Origin of the sequence: Terasakiella sediminum (assembly GCF_033100395.1) — a bacterium.
In the GTDB taxonomy this organism is placed as follows: domain Bacteria; phylum Pseudomonadota; class Alphaproteobacteria; order Rhodospirillales; family Terasakiellaceae; genus Terasakiella.
Map to the genome: position 1 here is coordinate 21,234 of NZ_JAWLVJ010000030.1, position 16,046 is coordinate 37,279.

A 16,046-nucleotide genomic window follows, 5' to 3' on the forward strand; every position below is an offset into this window, starting at 1 on the left:
CCTTAAGTTAATTCACTACAGACAGAACGAAAGACATCATGAAACATCTCTTCGGTCAAGCGCCCCGTGTTGGTATTGTATCGCGAACAATGATAACTATCAAAGAGAACAGGTGCCCCGTCCGGCAATTCATGACGGACATTATGTCCAAATTTCCATTGTGATTTCTTCAGGCCAAGGGTTTGAATTACCGCGTTATGTCCAACGCTGCCCAAAGCAACGATGGCTTTCAGCTTCTTCATCGCGTTAATCTCGTCAATCAGGAAAGGGCGACAGTTCTTTTCCTCAGCGGCATTCGTCTTGTTTTGCGGCGGCACGCATCGAACAGCATTTGTAATCCGGCAATTCACCAGTTCGAACCCATCATCAATATGTGATCCATATTCCCCTTGGGCAAAGCCGAATGTTTTTAGGGTGGGGTAAAGTAAATCCCCGGCGTAATCGCCCGTAAAGGGCCGCCCCGTGCAATTTGCCCCTTTAAGCCCCGGTGCAAGCCCTACAACGAGAACGGCCGCATCTATGCCGCCAAACGAGGGAACAGGCGCATTAAAATAATCCGGAAATTTTTCCTGATTTTCATTTCTGAATTCAACAAGTCGCGAACATAGTGCACAATCTTTGGCAGGAACAGAAGGTTCACGCATGATCAGTCAACATAATCCGCGTCATCATCCAAATATTCTTCATCATACATCGGCTGACTGGACGCCGGTGCATTGCTTGGCCGCGTGACCGTATCTTCAAGTTCCGTCAGATCAATAAAGTTATCGGCCTGACGGCGCAATTCATCAGCAACCATGGGCGGATTGGATTTTGTTGTGCTGACGACTGTGACTCGCACGCCTTTGCGCTGCACAGCTTCGACCAGACGTCTAAAATCACCGTCACCTGAGAAAATAACAATATGATCAAGATGTTCCGCCATTTCCATCACATCAATGGCAAGTTCAATATCCATATTGCCTTTGATTTTACGACGGCCCTGCGCATCGGTAAATTCTTTGGTTGGCTTGGTTACCATCGTGTAACCATTGTAATCCAGCCAGTCCACCAGCGGTCGAATCGGTGAATATTCCTGATCTTCAACAAGGGCCGTATAGTAAAACGCGCGGATCAAATGACCTTTGTTGGCAAAAACTTCCAACAAACGCTTATAATCAATATCAAAGTTTAAAGAACGCGCAGCCGCATAAAGGTTTGATCCGTCAATAAACAGACCCATTCGTTCCTGAGGATAGAAAATCATTTTTCAAATTCCTTACGTCATAAAAATCTATTTGCCAAATGAGCATTGCCAAAATACAACGGCAACTCTATAAAAACGCTTTATATATAGCGCTAATATACTGTTTTCGCAAGGAGTTATCATGATTTTCGTCGGTATGGGGGCCAATTTGCCTTCACCCAAACACGGCTCGCCCGTCGAAACGCTGGAAGCTTGCCTGAAAACATTCAAAGACCATGACCTCAAGATCGTTAAACGGTCCAACTGGTATAAAAGCGCGCCCGTTCCCATGTCAGACCAGCCCTGGTATATCAATGGCGTAGTCGCGGTTGAGACGGATAAAAGCCCCAGAGATGTTTTAGAAACACTTCTTGAAATCGAAAACTCTTTCGGTCGTGTGCGTTCTGAAGTCAACGCCCCGAGGGTTCTGGACCTTGATTTAATCGCCCATCATGACCAAATCATTCAAGATGAAGGCAACATTGAAGATAAGCCTTTTTGCATTCCACACCCACGCATGCACGAAAGAAGCTTTGTATTACTGCCTTTACAGCAACTGGCTGGCAATTGGACCCACCCGGAAACACAGAAACATATCAATGATTTGATCGCAAACTTGCCTAAAGATCAAATTATTGAGATTATTCCTTAAGTTTCCGCTTGATTTAACAGTTAAGAGCGCTATATTTTGCGCCCTTCGCATTTTTATTTTTTGGAGTGACGTCTTTATGGCTCGCGTTACCGTAGAAGATTGTATCGTTAAAATCCCGAACCGCTTTGAGCTGGTTATGTCTGCTGCTCAGCGTACCCGTGACATCTCAGCTGGTGCTGAAATCACTGTTGATCGTGATAACGATAAAAACCCGGTTGTTTCCCTTCGTGAAATCGCTGATGAAACCGTTTCTATCGACGGCTTGAAAGAGTCTCTGATCCGCGGCTCACAACGTATGGCGCCTTCACGCGATGAAGAAGACGAAGCAGAAAGCACAGAAGAAGTTGTTGCTGATGCACAGGAAAGTGCCGATGCACTTGCAGATGCTTTGAATGTTCAAGACGACAGCGCATCACTGGATGCAGCTGGTGCTTTGGCTTTCCAAGACGAAGTTGAAATCGACGACGAAGACTAAGAAGGTAAGCCATGATCCGTCAATACGAACTTGTTGAGCGGGTCAGAGCCTACGATCCAAGCGCGGATGAGGATGCCCTCAACCGCGCTTATGTTTTTGCGATGAAGGCCCATGGCTCGCAAAAACGTGCTTCTGGTGATCCATACTTCATGCATCCGCTTGAAGTTGCCGGCATTCTGACCGATTATCGTCTGGATGCTGACACCATCATCACAGCCCTTTTACACGACACCATCGAAGACACCGAAGTCACCGCAGAAGATATTGAACAGGCTTTTGGGGACCGTGTCTGTCGCCTTGTGGGCGGGGTAACAAAACTTACCCAGATTGAACTGCAATCAAGCCACACAAAACAGGCTGAGAACCTGCGCAAACTTGTTATCGCCATGTCTGATGACATCCGCGTCTTGCTGGTCAAACTGGCAGATCGCCTGCATAACATGCGCACCCTGCATTTCATTAAAAAACCAGAGAAAAGACAGCGTATCGCTGCCGAAACGATGGAAATCTACGCGCCGCTTGCCGAACGGATCGGCATGCACGAGATCAAAGACGAACTGCAGGACATGTCTTTTGCCCAGTTAAATGCAGAAGCCCGAGATTCCATCATCACCCGGCTTGAGTTCCTGCGTGAACAGGGCGGGGACCTTGTAGGCCGCATCCTGACGGAACTGCGAGAAACCGTTATAGAAAACGGCCTTGAAGCAGAAATCAGTGGTCGAGAGAAAGCGCCATATTCCATCTGGCGCAAAATGCAGCGCCAGGATGTCGGGTTCGAACAACTTTGTGACATCATGGCTTTCCGGGTGATCGTCAATAGTGTTGAAGATTGTTACCGTATTCTGGGCATCATCCACGGTAAATACCCAACAGTGCCCGGCCGTTTTAAAGACTACCTCAGCACACCAAAACCGAATGGATACCAGTCTCTTCACACAGGTGTCTTTGGCCCGGACCATCACCGTATTGAAATCCAAATCCGTACCCGCCAGATGCATGAAATTGCAGAATATGGTGTGGCCGCACACTGGCATTATAAAGCCAAAGGCGGATCAGATACGCAAGTAACCGAAGGACGGCAGTATCGCTGGCTTCGCGAACTGCTGGATATTCTTGATAGCGCGGATGATCCGGAAGAATTTTTGGAACATACGAAGCTGAATATGTTCCAGGATCAGGTATTCTGCTTCTCCCCTAAAGGAGATTTGATCAACCTGCCAAGTGGCGCAACACCTGTTGATTTTGCTTATGCTGTCCATACCGAAATCGGCAACCGTTGCGTTGGGGCTAAAATCAACCGCCGGATCGTCCCTTTGCGTACAGAACTGCAAAATGGCGACCAAGTCGAAGTCATCACCTCCAAAGTTCCGCAACCGAGCCCGACATGGGAACGGTTTGTGGTTACCGGGAAGGCACGTGCCTGCATTCGCCGCTATATCCGCCTGCAGCAACGTGATGAATATTTAGCGCTTGGCAAAATCATGCTACAGCGGGCCTTCCGTCAGGAAGATTATGAATTTTCTGAAAAAGCCCTCAGTGGTGTTCTCAAAAAATTCAACGCAAATGAGCCTGAAGACCTGATGGCTGAAGTCGGCAGTGGACACCTTCCTGCACGCGATGTTTTGGAGGCTGTTTTCCCTGGCATTAAAGCCAAGAAAACAACGACCTCCACCAAAATTCCAACGAAGGCGAAAAAAGAGAAAGCCACGGCAGATTCCGTTCCGGTCCGCGGCCTGATCCCGGGGATGGCTATGCATTTTGCAGGCTGTTGTCACCCCTTACCCGGCGATCGCATTGTCGGAATCGTCACAACAGGGCGGGGCGTGACCATTCACACCATCGATTGTGACAGCCTGATGCAGTTCCAGAATGAACCGGAACGTTGGCTGGATGTCTCCTGGGATATGACCCAGCAGGATGAAAATTCCAAACATGTCGGGCGCACAAAACTTACGGTTTTGAACGAACCGGGGGCACTTGGATCATTATCTATGGTGATTGCAAAGAACAACGGCAATATCCACAACCTCAAGATCACTCATCGCACACAAGAGTTTTTTGAGATCATTGTCGATATTGAAGTTGACGACGTGCGCCATCTCACGAATATTATCGCAGCCCTTCGGGCAACACCTGAAGTTAACTCTGTCGAGAGATCTAAAAACTAGCCATGTTTAGACGTCGTGAAAAATCGCCATTTATGGAGAGAGTTTTAGGTTTCTTCTGGCCTAAAATTGGATGGAAGCGATCTTCACGTTATGTCGGCCATCGCGTCGCAAGACTTCCAGGCACCCCTTATAGCATAGCAGCTGGCTTTGCTTGTGGTGCGGCAATCTCTTTTACGCCATTTGTCGGGCTGCATCTGGCCTTTGGGGCGCTATTTGCGTGGATCATTCGTGGCAACCTTCTTGCTTCGTGGATTGGCACATTGGTCGGCAACCCATGGACCTTTCCTTTTATCTGGATCGGCATTTACAAGCTTGGCCTTTATATGGGGGCAGGCATTGAAAACTCAAAAGAAGACCTTGATTTCATAAGTTTTTTTGAACAATTGCTTGATGCACTTTACAGCTTTAATCTTGCCTATATCGGTGAGATTGCCTGGCCCGTTCTCTGGCCGATGATTGTTGGGGGGGCACCGTGTTTTGTTGTGGCCTGGATTTTGTTCTTTTTCCCTATTCAGGAACTGGTAAAACGATATCACGCCCGCCGTATTAAAAAACACGCCATCGCACAGAAATCCACATTTACAGGATCATCAAACTCATGATGCAGAATAAATTACGCCTTGGGGTAAATATTGATCACGTGGCAACCATCAGAAATGCCCGGGGCGGGACTTTCCCTGACCCGGTGCGTGCCGCACAATTGGCGGCACAGGCTGGCGCAGATGGCATTACAGCCCACTTGCGCGAAGACCGTCGCCATATTTCAGATATGGATATCACGCGCCTAACCAATGAAGTAAATCTACCGCTCAACTTCGAAATGGCCGCGACTGATGAGATGGTAGAAATTGCGCTTCGCCATCGTCCGCATGCAGCCTGTATCGTGCCCGAAAAACGTGAAGAACGCACAACAGAAGGCGGCCTGGATGCGAAAGGCGGCTTTGACAAGCTAAAACCTTATGTCGAGCGTCTCAGCGATGCTGGCATGCGGGTTTCCCTGTTTATTGAAGCTGATCCTGTGCAATTGGATGCAGCCAAAGCCCTTGGCGCACCTGTCATCGAACTCCATACCGGGGCCTATTGTGAAGAAACCGGGCCAGAACGTGATAAAGAACTGCAACGTATCATCGCCGCAGCCAAATATGCTGACGAACTTGGGCTGGAATGTCACGCAGGTCACGGGCTCACATACGGCACCGTAAAACCGATTGCTGAAATCCCAACCATTCAGGAGCTTAATATCGGGCACTTCCTCATCGGTGAAGCTGTCTTTTGCGGTTTGGCCGAAGCCATGGAAAAAATGCGCAGCCTCATGGATGAAGCCAGAACGGGTGCGAAATGATTATTGGAATCGGCACGGACCTGATCGATATTCGCCGCATTGAAAAGACGCTCGAAAAGTTTAAGAATCGCTTTATCAACCGCGTCTATTCACCTGAAGAAAAAGAAAAAGTTGAAAGGCGCGCCCATGTCGCAAACGGATATGCCATGCGCTATGCGGGAAAAGAAGCAGCCGCCAAAGCCTTGGGGACAGGCTTTCGAGAAGGCGTCTTTTGGCGCGACCTGATCAACGACAATCTTCCTTCAGGAAAGCCAACTATGACCTTTCGTGGGGGCGCTTTAAAGAAGTTGCAAGAACTCACCCCCAAGGGCATGAAGGCCCAGATTGATGTGTCATTGACAGATGAATATCCCATGGCACATGCGATGGTCATTATTTCTGCCATTCCCGACACAGATGATGCTTGACAATCAGGTCATAAGATTCGATTCATCACGCTTGAAATTTAACACAAAACAAAAGCTTATCCATGGATACGATTAAAACAGTTTTTTGGGCCATTGTTCTGGCTTTGGGCATTCGCACAATCGCTTATGAGCCTTTCAACATCCCATCAGGTTCTATGAAGCCAACTTTATTGATTGGCGATTATCTTTTCGTATCCAAGTTTTCTTATGGGTACAGCACTTATTCATTACCATTTGGCGTAAACCTGTTTGATGGTCGTATTCTCGAAGATGCCCCGAAACGCGGGGATGTCGCAGTATTTAAGCTGCCAAGCGACCCGTCAACGGACTATATCAAACGAATTGTCGGTCTGCCTGGGGATAAAATTCAGGTTATTAAAGGCGTTCTCCACATCAATGGTGAAGCGGTAAAACGTGAACTCATCGATGAATTCGTCACACGTAGCAAAGATGGCAGTATTCTAAGAGCCAAAAGATATATAGAAACTTTTCCTTCCGGGCGCCAACATTACATTCTTGAAGAGTCCGATGACTGGAGCTCACTGGATGATACGCAGGTCTTCAATGTCCCACCTGGACATTACTTCATGATGGGGGACAACCGGGACCATTCACAAGACAGTCGCGTTTTGACAAAAGTCGGTTTCATTCCGGCAAAGAACCTTGTTGGTCGTGCAGAATTCCTGTTCTATTCGAAAGACACGCTTGAACCAGCTTGGGATTTATCTTCCATCCGGTTTGGTCGTCTCTTTTCAGGTATTGAATAATATATGACGACGGCTAATCCTTCGCAGCTTGAAGAAACAATCGGATATGTCTTTAAAGACAAAGACCGATTGAAGCTCGCGCTTGTTCATTCCAGTACACATCGCCGTAAAAAAGATGGACAGGCCATCGACAATGAGCGCCTGGAATTCTTAGGTGACCGGGTTCTGGGTCTTGTCATTGCCGATTTGCTGCTGAAACGCTTTCCAAAAGATACCGAAGGGGATTTGGCACGTCGTCATACAGCCTTGGTTCGCAAAGAAGCCCTGGCGCGCGTTGCCAATAAAATCAAATTGGGCGACTATATTGATATGCTGCCCGCAGAAGCCGCTGCAGGTGGACGTCAAAATGCTGCCATTCTTGCCAATGCTGGTGAAGCCGTAATCGCAGCCCTTTATCTAGACGGTGGTTTAGAGGCCGCACAGGCCTTCATTCATCATTTCTGGCAGGAAATCATTGAAGAAGACCCAACCCCGCCACAGGACAATAAAACGGCCCTGCAGGAATGGGCACAGGGCAGGGGCTTACCCTTACCGCTCTATAAAATCGTTTCTCAGGAAGGGCCCGCACATGCCCCTGTTTTTGAGATCGAAGTTATGGTAAAAAATTACACCCCGCAACGTGCGCAGGGGAATTCAAAAAGACAGGCAGAACAAGCTGCTGCAGGTGCCCTGTTAAAAGTACTCACGGAAAAGAAATAATGACAGATGAATTTAACCCTATGACCCAACGCGCAGGCTTTGTTGCTTTTGTCGGTGCCCCCAATGCCGGAAAATCAACCGCGATCAATCATATGGTTGGGACAAAGGTTTCTATTGTTTCCCCAAAGGTACAGACCACACGTACAAGGGTATTGGGGATTATGATGCAAAATGAAACACAAATCATTTTCGTCGATACCCCTGGTATTTTCGCCCCAAAACGCCGTCTGGACCGCGCCATGGTTGCGGCGGCCTGGGGTGGGGCGGCGGACGCTGACCTGATCGTCCTTTTGGTGGACGCAAGACGCGGGATTTGCAATGAGACCCGCAACATCATCGATACGTTAAAAGACCAGAACCGCAAAGCAATCCTGATGCTCAACAAAATCGATGTTGTAGACAAAGGAAATTTGCTTGAACTCGCCCAGACCCTGAATGAGGAAGAAATTTTCACAGAAACCTTCATGGTTTCGGCGAAAAAAGGCGATGGACTGGACCATTTTGTGAAATTCCTGGAAGACAAGCTACCGCAAGGCCCGTGGCTCTTCCCGGAAGATCAGGTTTCAGACATGCCGGAACGTCTTTTGGCTGCGGAGATCACACGGGAACAGCTGTATCACAAACTCCGTCAGGAACTGCCTTATTCCACAACGGTTGAAACAGAAACCTGGGAAGAAAAGAAAGATGGCTCCATTAAAATCGAGCAAGTGGTCTATGTAGCGCGTGACGGGCAAAAGAAGATTATTTTGGGTAAAGGTGGCCAGCAGATCAAAGCGATTGGCGCAAATGCCCGCAAAGAACTGGAAGAGATCATGGATTGCCGTGTGCACCTTTTCCTCTTCGTTAAGGTCCGCGACAAATGGGGTGATGATCCTGAACGCTTTAGTTACTGGGGTCTGGACTATAACGCGTAGAGTACTGAAATCATGTTACTTTTCCGCGCCAGCCTAATCGTATCTGTTCTCATCTGGGTTTTCAGCATCGTCATGTGGATGATGCCCGAAGATACGCGATTTGACCATGGGCTCTACAACTTATATACCAGCACCTACTTTGAACTACCGCTCTTCTGTTTGATTTTGGGCGTTATTCTAGTTTTCAAGCGGCAGTCTTGCCCCAGCAAATTTTTATTTAAAGCAACCATGCTTGCCTGCTGGGGTTATATCCTATTTCCAATCGTCACATCAGGCCTGCTGATCCTCGTCACTTTCCTGGGGATTACAGGCTACTGAGCTTTCTTGAGTTCTTCATTAAATGTCAGGATTTTCTCAGCCAGCGTTTCTGAGAAAAGATCATCCCCGGTAAATTTAATCATCTCATTTACAGCTTTTATTTTCTTGTCTTTCAAGATTTTGCCAGACTTTTCATTGTAAGAAACATCAAAGTCCATATCCAGTTCATCAGAATAAAGCGCCAGCCATGTTGTATGCGGTTCAAGGTTATGTTCCACACTGATGAACAAATTGCCGTTATCTTCTTCTGTCACCTGAATGCGATGATCTTCATTACATAAAATCTCCTCGTCACCGAGTTTTTTACGCAGTTTCTTAATGACGAAATCGACTGGTGTCTGACGTCCCACAATAATATTCCTTTTATTTAGATGGGGTAAAGCGATCCAGTTCCTGCCCCAGACGGGCAAATACGTCTGCCCAATCCCCGGCAACAGCTTGGCGATATATAGTCATAGATGGATACCAGGAGCAAGCAACACCTTCTCCACTTGCCGGAATACCCCATCGCCAGTCAACTGCATGGGGCAATACCATCCAGACAGGTTTTCCCATAGCACCTGCAAGGTGAGCAACCGCACTGTCACAGGTAATCACCAAATCAAGAGCTTCAATCACAGCTGCCGTATCTGCAAAGTCCAGCAGATCAATCCCGTAGTTCTTGACCACTTTGGATAGCTGCGGATCAGTCAGCACATCACTGCCATCGCCAACCTGAAGACCAAAAAAGTCCAGGTCACGCATATAAAACAACCGTGAAAACGGCCAGATACCAGGGGAACGCCGGGAATCTTTGCGGTAGTCCTTCGATCCTTGCCAGACAAGTCCTACAGCCGTTCCTGACGCATCCTGTTGAATACGTTCCTGCCAGACCTTCACGTCTTTTGGCGAAGCACTTAGATAGGGTTGGAAGATCGGTAGGTCCGTCTCATCCTTGAGCCCCAGCAACAAGGGGAGGCTATTTAACGAAGCAACCACGTCATGACGGGGCAGGGGCGTGCCATGGGGGATAACACCAGAAATACCGTCAACCGCTGCAAACAGACGGGCCAAGTCTTTCTGACAACAAATATAAACGTCGTTTACCCGGTCTTTGACATCACCGACAAAACGAACGAACTGAATGGCCTCACTAAATCCACCTTCGGCAAAAAGAATAATTCTTTTATTACCAAGCGGTTTGCCATCCCACTGTGGCACGCTGATATCTTTCCCTGAAAGCAGCGGCTGATATGTTTTTAATTTCTTTCTCGCTTCATAGGCTTTCCAGCCATGGGCCCAGTCCCCGGATTGCAGCAGCATCTGCCCAAGACGGAATTCAATTTCCGAATCTTTCACATTCAGGCTTTGTGCCTCGCGGATATAATGCAGCGCCTGTATGAGATCCAGATTGTCCTGATAAGCCAAGGCAATTTCAAGTAAGGGCTTTGGCTGATTTGGGGCAACGTTTATAGCACGGGCCAAAACATCGATCGCTTCATTGATCTTATCATCTTCACGCAACAAAATGCCAAGGGCCGTTAAGGATTCCCAGTCATTTGGTGCAATCTGCACCGCTTTTTGACAGGAATCATGTGCATCCTGAACATGACCGAGGGCCAGTAACGCCAGTCCACGTCGCGCATAAGCTATTGCCAAAGTTGGTTTATTTTCAATCGCACGATCATAACTTAAAACCGCCCCTTCATATTCTTCCTTTGCGGACAGGCAATCCCCCATCAGGCAAAAGGCTTTCGAATTTTTCGGGTTCAATTTGGTTTCACGATGAAGCGCACTCATCGCCCCATCATAATCATGCAATTGAATAAGCTTATTCGCAATCTTCAGATGAAGGTCATTACGGCTGGCACTATGGCGAGAGGCCAGCACAAAATGTGCCCGTGCTTCTTTCTGTTCACCGGTCGCACTGATCAGCAAGGCATAGAGAAAATGTGCTTCTGCATAGTCTTCTTTAATCGCAATCGCCTGTTTTGCATGCGTGCGGGCATCGTCACGTTCACCAATTCGTGCCTCGATGGCTGCGCAGCGATAAAAGGCTTCGTAAGAATCGTCCCATCTTTCAATGATGTTGCGATATTGCTGCAAAGCTTTTTCGATCTCGCCATTGCGTTCCATAATCTGGGCGCGCCCCAAATGAAAGCGCACATCACCGGGTGCGAGTTCTGCCGCCTTTTCATAAGCTTCATCAGCACGTTCCACAAACCCCATCAGGGTCAGGATTTCACCAAGCTTACCATAGTAAGATGCATTATCCGGTTCAGATTTAATCGCGCGCTCAATCATCGCGATGGCATCTTCTTTCAGTCCTCGTTCAAACGCCGCAACGCCTAACAGGTAATTTGCATCCGCATGATCTGGATATTTACGTAAAATGCCGCTGTAGATCTGAACGGCCTTTTCCATCTTACCTTTTTTATGGGCACGAATAGCGGCCGCCAACGATAAAGACACGCTGATAGGGGCAGGGGTATGATTTGATTCTTTTTCTTTAGAATCAATACCTTGATCAGATAGTTCATTTTCTTGCGCTTGCTTATCCAAGCCTGAAAATGCCGACACGCCCTACACCCCTTTGATGGATTTGTTCAAATTTTGGCTTCCATCATATGAAATCATAGGCCATCTTCCCAAGAGTTTTTTGATTTAATTTGGTTTTTCATGCTCTGGACCGACCTAGGTATCGTACTTTCCACCCGCAAACATGGTGAAAACAGTGTCATCGCATCCCTGTTGACCCGTGGACATGGTCGCCATAGTGGTCTGGTTCGTGGCGGGGCAGGTAAAAGACTGGCCCCGTTGCTTCAACCAGGGAATCTTTTGCGCGTAGAATGGAAAGGACGACTGGACGAACACCTTGGCACTTATCAGATAGAGGCAGAAGAAAGCTTCAGTGCAAAAGCAATCACCAACCGCGACCGCCTTGCTAACCTGAACACCTTGTGTGCCATGTGCGAGGCCTGCCTCGTTGAGCGTCAATCGGTTGAAGGTATTTTTGGTGCGTCCCTGATCCTTCTAAACATGCTGGAAGAAACACGATTGTGGCCCGAAGTTTATCATAGATGGGAATTAGGTCTTTTAAATGAACTTGGCTTTGGGCTGGACCTAACTTCATGCGCAGCCACCGGGCAGACGGGCGACCTGATCTACATCTCTCCAAAAACCGGACGTGCCGTCAGTCGCGAAGCGGGAGAACCTTATAAAACCAAGCTTTTCCCTTTACCTTACCATCTGCTAGTAGATGAAGTAAAACCGACAAAAAAAGACCTTTTGAGTGTATTTGAGGTCACAGAATACTTTATTTCCAAACATATTCTGGCGCCAGTCGGCAAGAAGATTCCGCCCGCACGAAAGCGATTTATTGACCGATTGAAATAGATCGTTAAACTATGGTCCAAACGTTAATGATCATCTTTTTGAGTTTAAATGTCTGATAACCTACCTGTGGGTGATATCCGCGAAACCCGTTTAGCCGATGCCCTTGGCGAGAGATATCTCGCATATTCTGTTTCCACCATTAAATCCCGTGCACTACCAGACGTACGCGACGGCCTTAAGCCCGTGCATCGTCGTTTGTTATTTGCCATGCGCCAGTTGAAACTGGACCCGCAAAAAGGGTTCAAGAAATGTGCCCGCGTGGTCGGGGATGTGATCGGTAAATATCACCCCCATGGTGACAGTTCCGTTTATGAAGCCATGGTACGCTTGGCACAGGAATTTGCCGTTCGCTATCCATTGGTCGACGGACAGGGGAACTTTGGTAACATTGATGGCGATAACGCAGCTGCCATGCGTTACACTGAAGCTCGCCTGACCGAAGTCGCCATGGCGCTGCTGCGCAATATCGATGAAGACTCGGTTGATTTTCGCGACACCTATGACGGTGAAGATGAAGAACCTATCGTTCTTCCCGCTGCCTTTCCAAACCTGCTTGCCAATGGCTCCAGCGGGATCGCGGTGGGGATGGCAACAAACATCCCGCCCCACAATGCGGGTGAGCTCTGTGACGGGCTCCTGCATCTGATTAAGTTCCCCAATGCGGGGATTGAAAAGCTCGTAGACCTGATCCCGGGCCCCGATTTCCCGACAGGCGGTGTGATGATCGAAGATCGCGCCAGCGTCATTGAAACCTACACAAAAGGGCGTGGTGCTTTCCGCCTGCGTGCCAAATGGGAAAAAGAAGAACTGTCCCACGGTATGTATCAGATCGTGGTCACTGACATTCCGTACCAGGTTCAAAAATCCAAGCTGATTGAAAAAGTGGCTGAGCTCCTAATCGCGAAAAAGCTGCCTTTGCTGGCTGATATCCGCGATGAATCGGCTGAAGAAGTTCGCATTGTGATCGAACCGCGCAACCGCACAGTCGAACCTGAAATTCTGATGGAACAACTCTTCAAACTCACGGAGTTAGAGATTCGTTTCAATCTCAATATGAACGTGCTGGATGCGGATCAGACCCCACGGGTGATGAATCTGCGTGAAGTTCTGCAAGCGTTTCTGGATCACCGCCGTGTGGTCCTTCAGCGTCGTTCCAAATTCCGTCTGGAAAAGATTGAACGCCGTCTGGAAATTCTGGAAGGCTATCTGATCGCATTCCTCAATCTGGATGAAGTCATTCGCATTATCCGCGAAGAAGACCACCCCAGACAGGAACTGATGAACACCTTCAAACTAACCGAAGTCCAAGCCGAAGCCATTCTTAACATGCGCCTTCGCTCCCTTCGTAAACTTGAAGAGATGGAACTCAAGACCGAACATAATGACCTGAGTGAAGAACGCGCAGGTCTGCAAGCGCTTTTGGCTGATGAGACCATGCAATGGACAACCATTGCTGACGAGATTAAAGAAACCAAAAAGCAATTCGGCCAGAAAACAGAACTTGGTAAACGCCGCACGGACTTTGGCGATGCCCCAAGTGCTGACATCGTTAATTTTGAAGCGTTCATCGAACGTGAGCCAGTGACCATTGTATGCTCAAAAATGGGCTGGATCCGTGCCTTTAAAGGCCACAACAACGATGAAGACGCAATCAAATACAAAGATGGCGACAAAGCACGCTTTGTAATCAAAGGCTACACCACAGATAAAATGCTGGCCTTCACCAGCAATGGCCGTTTCTTCACCATTGGCTGTGACAAACTGCCCCCGGGCCGTGGACATGGCGAACCGATCCGTTTGATGGTGGATATCGGCAATGAGAACGATATCATCGATATGTTTATTCATGATCCGGAACGCAAACTTCTGGTCGCCTCCAGTGCCGGGCGTGGTTTTGCAATTGCAGAAAAAGGCGTCGTTGCCCAGACCAAAAACGGCAAACAGGTTCTGAACCTGCAAGACAAGGAAAAAGCCAAGGTTTGCCAGCCAATTACAGGCGATGCCATCGCTGTTGTAGGTGACAACCGTAAAATCCTGGTCTTCAAGTCAGAAGAACTGCCGGAAATGAATCGGGGCCGTGGCGTAATCCTGCAAAAATACCGTGATGGCGGCATGTCCGATATCATCACGTTCAATCTGGAAGACGGTCTATCCTGGCAAATGGGTGGGGGGAGTGAACGCACCCGTACCGTCACAGATTTGCTGCCATGGATAGGAAAACGGGCAGGGGCCGGCCGCATGGCACCAAACGGCTTCCCACGGAACAACAAGTTTTCATAAAAAAGATTGTATCCCGGTGAAAGCCGGGATCTTCTTTATGCAATTACAGTAGCTGCATACCGTTCACTCATGCCTGCAGAGACTACAATACCGTCTCAGGAAACAACAAAGTGCACGGCTTAACAGGCTAACTTACTGAAAAATATACCCTTAGAAAATTAATCGGTATTCGAATGCCGATTTATCTTGAATCTTTGCTTGAGGTCGCGTATTTAATTAACTAAATAACGTGGTACGCCACTCAGGTATTAATAACTGAAGATCGAAAAAATGACCCCTCAAATTTCTGCTACGCCTCGTAATGACTGGACCGTTGAAGAAGTTGAAGCGCTGTTTGCTTTACCTTTTAATGACCTGCTGTTTCATGCACAGTCCATTCACCGTCAAAACTTTGACCCGAACAAAGTTCAGCTCAGCACTCTCCTGAACATCAAGACAGGTGGTTGTGCAGAAGACTGTAACTATTGTTCTCAAAGTGCGCACAACGATGCGGACCTGAAAGCATCCAAAATGATGCCGACAAACGAAGTCATCGAAGCCGCCAAAGCGGCGAAAGAGGGTGGGGCAACCCGTTTCTGCATGGGGGCAGCCTGGAGCTCCCCTAAAGACCGTGACATGCCGGAAATCATCAATATGGTCAGCTCTGTCAAGAGTCTGGGCATGGACACATGCATGACTCTTGGCATGCTGTCTGATGAACAAACTGCACAGCTGAAAGAGGCTGGTCTGGATTACTACAACCATAATATCGACACCTCGCGCGAATATTACGACAAAGTCGTTTCCACACGCACATTTGATGACCGTCTGGCCACACTGGATCGTTGTCGCGATAAGGGCATCAAGCTCTGCACAGGTGGCATCATCGGAATGGGGGAAAGCCAGTCTGACCGCGCATCCATGATGGTGACCCTGGCAAACCTGCCAAAGCATCCGGAAAGCATTCCGATCAATATGCTGATCCCGATTGAAGGTACGCCGTTTGAAGCAAAAGCAAAAATCGATCATTTCGATTTCGTAAAAACCATTGCTGTTGCTCGTATCGTCATGCCTGCGTCTTACGTCCGTCTGTCTGCGGGCCGTGAGGAAATGAGCGAAGAGCTGCAATCTCTCTGCTTCTTTGCAGGTGCGAACTCCATGTTCTATGGTGACAAGCTTCTGACAACCGGTAACCAGGGCGTCAACGCTGACCAGGAAATGTTCACCAAGCTTGGCATCACGCCTGAAGAACACCGCGAAGGTAAGCCAATGTTGGAAGCCAGCTAATCAAAGCTTTCTATTACAAAGCATAAAAAAAGCCGCTGCAATTTCTCGCAGCGGCTTTTTTGTTCGGTTTGACCCGTCCTGAAATAAGTTGACAGATTGGAGACTTATTATGGGAAACAAAGAAAACAAGCGGGTTAAGCGCACACAGCGTGATTATC

At 48.1% G+C, this 16,046-nt stretch carries 17 protein-coding genes; 13 read left to right on the forward strand and 4 right to left on the reverse strand.

Going from position 1 to position 16,046, the window contains the following annotated elements; genetic code table 11:
* Window positions 1-2: 2 nt before the first annotated feature.
* On the reverse strand, window positions 3-644 hold the full coding sequence (locus tag RYZ26_RS17760; protein WP_317684596.1) for a uracil-DNA glycosylase: 642 nt from the start codon (window positions 642-644) through the stop codon (window positions 3-5).
* Between the two features lie 2 nt (window positions 645-646).
* The gene (locus tag RYZ26_RS17765; protein WP_317684597.1) at window positions 647-1,246 is read right to left on the reverse strand and encodes a LabA-like NYN domain-containing protein; all 600 of its coding nucleotides are present in this window, start codon (window positions 1,244-1,246) and stop codon (window positions 647-649) included.
* A gap of 121 nt (window positions 1,247-1,367) precedes the next feature.
* On the opposite strand from RYZ26_RS17765, the gene folK reads away from it, so the two are divergent.
* The 10 genes from folK (at window position 1,368) to RYZ26_RS17815 (ending at window position 8,967) form a co-directional block, all read left to right on the forward strand.
* Window positions 1,368-1,877: a 2-amino-4-hydroxy-6-hydroxymethyldihydropteridine diphosphokinase gene (folK, locus tag RYZ26_RS17770; RefSeq protein WP_317684598.1), complete on the forward strand. Its 510-nt coding sequence runs from the start codon at window positions 1,368-1,370 to the stop codon at window positions 1,875-1,877.
* Between the two features lie 76 nt (window positions 1,878-1,953).
* On the forward strand, window positions 1,954-2,352 hold the full coding sequence (rpoZ, locus tag RYZ26_RS17775) for a DNA-directed RNA polymerase subunit omega (protein WP_317684599.1): 399 nt from the start codon (window positions 1,954-1,956) through the stop codon (window positions 2,350-2,352).
* 11 nt (window positions 2,353-2,363) lie between these two features.
* A complete protein-coding gene (locus RYZ26_RS17780; protein WP_317684600.1) occupies window positions 2,364-4,520 on the forward strand; it encodes a RelA/SpoT family protein in 2,157 nt (718 codons plus the stop codon).
* 2 nt (window positions 4,521-4,522) lie between these two features.
* Window positions 4,523-5,122, forward strand: coding sequence for a DUF2062 domain-containing protein (locus RYZ26_RS17785; RefSeq protein ID WP_317684601.1), 600 nt, complete (start codon window positions 4,523-4,525; stop codon window positions 5,120-5,122).
* A complete protein-coding gene (locus tag RYZ26_RS17790) occupies window positions 5,122-5,862 on the forward strand; it encodes a pyridoxine 5'-phosphate synthase (RefSeq protein WP_317684612.1) in 741 nt (246 codons plus the stop codon). Before RYZ26_RS17785 ends, RYZ26_RS17790 begins: the two co-directional genes overlap by 1 nt.
* On the forward strand, window positions 5,859-6,269 hold the full coding sequence (gene acpS, locus RYZ26_RS17795) for a holo-ACP synthase (protein ID WP_317684602.1): 411 nt from the start codon (window positions 5,859-5,861) through the stop codon (window positions 6,267-6,269). Before RYZ26_RS17790 ends, acpS begins: the two co-directional genes overlap by 4 nt.
* A 62-nt stretch (window positions 6,270-6,331) precedes the next feature.
* Window positions 6,332-7,036 carry a signal peptidase I gene (lepB, locus tag RYZ26_RS17800; RefSeq protein WP_317684603.1) on the forward strand — a complete coding sequence of 235 codons (705 nt, stop codon included), beginning with the start codon at window positions 6,332-6,334 and terminating at the stop codon, window positions 7,034-7,036.
* A gap of 3 nt (window positions 7,037-7,039) precedes the next feature.
* Window positions 7,040-7,735, forward strand: coding sequence for a ribonuclease III (gene rnc, locus RYZ26_RS17805; RefSeq protein WP_317684604.1), 696 nt, complete (start codon window positions 7,040-7,042; stop codon window positions 7,733-7,735).
* Window positions 7,735-8,649 carry a GTPase Era gene (gene era / locus RYZ26_RS17810; protein ID WP_317684605.1) on the forward strand — a complete coding sequence of 305 codons (915 nt, stop codon included), beginning with the start codon at window positions 7,735-7,737 and terminating at the stop codon, window positions 8,647-8,649. The genes rnc and era overlap by 1 nt, the downstream gene beginning before the upstream one ends.
* Before the next feature lie 12 nt (window positions 8,650-8,661).
* Window positions 8,662-8,967, forward strand: coding sequence for a hypothetical protein (locus tag RYZ26_RS17815; RefSeq protein WP_317684606.1), 306 nt, complete (start codon window positions 8,662-8,664; stop codon window positions 8,965-8,967).
* On the opposite strand, the gene RYZ26_RS17820 is transcribed toward RYZ26_RS17815, so the two are convergent.
* Both RYZ26_RS17820 and RYZ26_RS17825 read right to left on the reverse strand, forming a co-directional pair.
* The gene (locus tag RYZ26_RS17820) at window positions 8,961-9,317 is read right to left on the reverse strand and encodes a hypothetical protein (protein ID WP_317684607.1); all 357 of its coding nucleotides are present in this window, start codon (window positions 9,315-9,317) and stop codon (window positions 8,961-8,963) included. The two genes, RYZ26_RS17815 and RYZ26_RS17820, sit on opposite strands and share 7 nt — an antisense overlap.
* A gap of 13 nt (window positions 9,318-9,330) precedes the next feature.
* Complete coding sequence (locus RYZ26_RS17825; RefSeq protein ID WP_317684608.1) at window positions 9,331-11,526, reverse strand: tetratricopeptide repeat protein; 2,196 nt, start codon at window positions 11,524-11,526, stop codon at window positions 9,331-9,333.
* 99 nt (window positions 11,527-11,625) lie between these two features.
* Between RYZ26_RS17825 and recO the strand changes: the two genes are divergently transcribed.
* The 3 genes from recO (at window position 11,626) to bioB (ending at window position 15,888) form a co-directional block, all read left to right on the forward strand.
* Window positions 11,626-12,342, forward strand: a complete 717-nt coding sequence (gene recO, locus RYZ26_RS17830; RefSeq protein ID WP_317684609.1) for a DNA repair protein RecO — start codon at window positions 11,626-11,628, stop codon at window positions 12,340-12,342.
* A gap of 48 nt (window positions 12,343-12,390) precedes the next feature.
* A complete protein-coding gene (gene parC, locus RYZ26_RS17835; RefSeq protein WP_317684610.1) occupies window positions 12,391-14,622 on the forward strand; it encodes a DNA topoisomerase IV subunit A in 2,232 nt (743 codons plus the stop codon).
* Between the two features lie 270 nt (window positions 14,623-14,892).
* Window positions 14,893-15,888, forward strand: a complete 996-nt coding sequence (gene bioB, locus RYZ26_RS17840) for a biotin synthase BioB (protein WP_317684611.1) — start codon at window positions 14,893-14,895, stop codon at window positions 15,886-15,888.
* Window positions 15,889-16,046 lie beyond the last annotated feature (158 nt).